Consider the following 2,762-nt stretch of genomic DNA (forward strand, 5'->3'; position numbering starts at 1 on the left):
CCGCCATAGAAGTAGTTGTTGATTATAAGTCGGGGGGTGGCCTTTTTGTTTTTGCCTTCCGGTCCACTGCCTTCCACCGTCAAATAAAGCTTCTCTTCCTTGCTGTAATCCTTATTGAACTCGTCTTTATATTTCAGTACGAGATCAAGGGGATAGGTTCCACTCTCCATACTGGGATCGGCGTATATCTTAAAGGGTATGTATTTAAATTCCTGGCCCTTGAACTCCTTGAGGTGGAAGGTATCGAGGGGCTGGTCCAGCCGTAGACCGTTGGCGGTAAACCCGGCCAGTTTTATGTCGATATCCCGGGCGGTGAGATGCCCGTCATTTTTTATCTTCAGCTCTATGGTCTGGCTTTCCCCGCTGTCTATCTGCTCATTTTCCATTTGGATTCCGGCCAGTATAAGCCCGGGGGTTTTCTGCTCATTTTCAATTTTCACATATATAGTACCGGAAGACTGGCCCTCATTACCATTTTGACTGGTATAATCAATTTTAACCCCGATGGGATAGATTTTGGATTCGGCTGCCTTTGCTACCTTTATTCCAAAAAAAATGGCACTTTCCGTACGATAGCCGCCAATAGAACTCATTCCGGTTTGCAGCGACATCTTCTCCAATTCGAAGGGGAACTTACCAGCATCATCAATAAGGAGGGAAACATTTATGTTTCGCGCCTCACCATCACGGATGTTTTGCACCGGTATTATCAAATTGCCTTCCTCTCCGGCTTTAAATACCGGCATGGAGTTACTGCGCCCAATCACCAGTTTGGGTTCTTCCGGAGAGAGGTTATCCGCCGCCTCCAGCGGCTGCGGCTCATACCAGCCCAGGTTATAGCAGCTAAAAAGCATGCTCACGAAAACAATAAAAATAACACTCCTATACTTCATCTCTTCTCTCCCCTACATTTGTATTATTCATTATGACTTCCGCTATCTTTCCATCCCGTATAAATACGGTTTTATCAGCAAAATCGGCCACTTCGCTATCATGAGTGACAATTACCAGGGTCTGCTGCTTTTCCCGGGCCAGCTTCAACATAAGCTGAATCACCTCCAGGCTGGTCTTGGAATCCAGATTCCCGGTAGGCTCATCGGCCAGGATAATAGGAGGACTGCCGACAAAAGCCCGGGCGATTCCCACCCGTTGTTGCTGTCCCCCGCTCATCTCCGCCGGTTTATGTTTAAGATGGGTTTTTAGCCCAACATCCTGTAAAAGGGCCCGGGCCAATTGCTCCCTTTTTTCTTTTTTAACACCCTGGAAAACCAGGGGTAGGCTCACATTCTCCAGGGCCGACAGTGATGATAAAAGGTTATATGATTGAAAAACAAAGCCGATGTTCTTTTGCCTGAACAGGGCCAGTTGTCGTTCATTCATTTTTCCAACGTTTTTTCCCCGGATTAGAATACTGCCCCGGCTCGCCTTCTCCAAGCCAGCCAGAAGATTCAGGAGAGTGGATTTGCCTGAACCTGAGGTTCCCAGGATACAGCATATTTCTCCTGACAATATATCCAGAGACAGATCATCCAGAGCTACCACTTTTTCCTTCCCCAGCTTATAAACCTTTCTCAAGTTACGAATCTCAATATTGTTTTTTATGCTCTTCCCTCCTTTTTTTCAGCAGTTCTATAAGATATACAATAATGGCCATATTTTCTTGCACTAGTCCCATTATATGATTTTCCAGCCCATCTTTAAACAAAAAACTCGCATTCCTTTTTCTACTGCATGTATACAATCTACTCTCTTTACTCTTATTGCAATTCTGTTTTAGATTGTATACGCTACAATGTAATAGATTTATGAAAGGAAGGCAGTTATGAACGGAAAAATCAAAGCAGCGGTAATCGGCTACGGAAATGTTGGCAGGATGGCAGTGGAGGCTCTGCAATCTGCAATAGATATGGAATTGCTTGGCGTAGTTCAACAGCCGTATTGCTCAGATAGCGCCAGGATGCTAGCCGCAATGGATATAAAGATGGTGCAATCCCTTGAGCAATTAAGCGGGGTGCAGGTGGCCTTATTATGCATCCCTACCCGCGCTGTGCCTTCTATGGCACGGGAGATACTAAGTCTGGGGATTAATAGTATAGACTGCTATGACATTCACGGCCAACTGGCTGATTTGCGCTTGGAATTGGATGAAATCGCTGTGGCTAACCATTCGGTGGCAGTTATTTCTGCAGGATGGGATCCTGGGACAGATTCCATGCTTCGCTGTATGTATGAGTTTATGGTTCCCCAAGGCCTGACCTATACGAATTTTGGACCTGGAATGAGTATGGGTCACACAGCAGCAGTGCGAGCCCTGGATGGGGTTGAGGATGCTTTATCCATGACCATCCCCCTGGGTACCGGCATCCATCGCCGTATCGTTTATGTTCAGTTGCAACCCGGGGCTAATTTGGCTGAAGTTAAAAAAACCATCAAAACAGACCCCTATTTCATCAAAGACGAAACCCATGTTGTCCCGGTAGCGGATGTCAAACAGCTAATTGATATGGGACACGGGGTTGATATGGTAAGAAAAGGGGTTTCGGGCTCAACCCATAATCAAATACTGCGCTTTTCCATGCAGGTCAACAACCCGGCCTTAACCGCACAAATTATGGTAGCTGCTGCCCGGGCCAGTATCAAACAGAAGCCCGGTGCCTATACCCTTATAGAAATTCCCATCATTGACTTTATGTACGGCCAGCGTGACGATATTATCCGAAAATTGCTATAAAGTATAAGCACAGGCACTTTCTTTACGAGAG

General features: G+C 46.1%; 3 protein-coding genes. 1 reads left to right on the top strand and 2 read right to left on the bottom strand.

The features are described from left to right. Positions 1-893: hypothetical protein (locus tag PHP87_RS11805; protein WP_299921618.1), on the bottom strand; the 893-nt coding region annotated here is incomplete at its 3' end. After that, positions 883-1,575 (bottom strand): ABC transporter ATP-binding protein, encoded by a 693-nt coding sequence (locus PHP87_RS11810; RefSeq protein ID WP_299921620.1) that lies wholly within the window; start codon positions 1,573-1,575, stop codon positions 883-885. The genes PHP87_RS11805 and PHP87_RS11810, both read right to left, overlap by 11 nt. A gap of 247 nt (positions 1,576-1,822) precedes the next feature. Between PHP87_RS11810 and PHP87_RS11815 the strand changes: the two genes are divergently transcribed. Next, the gene (locus tag PHP87_RS11815; RefSeq protein ID WP_299921622.1) at positions 1,823-2,731 is read left to right on the top strand and encodes a diaminopimelate dehydrogenase; all 909 of its coding nucleotides are present in this window, start codon (positions 1,823-1,825) and stop codon (positions 2,729-2,731) included. The last annotated feature ends 31 nt before the right edge of the window (positions 2,732-2,762 follow it).

Origin of the sequence: Syntrophomonas sp., assembly GCF_028707975.1 — a bacterium.
Lineage (GTDB): Bacteria > Bacillota > Syntrophomonadia > Syntrophomonadales > Syntrophomonadaceae > Syntrophomonas.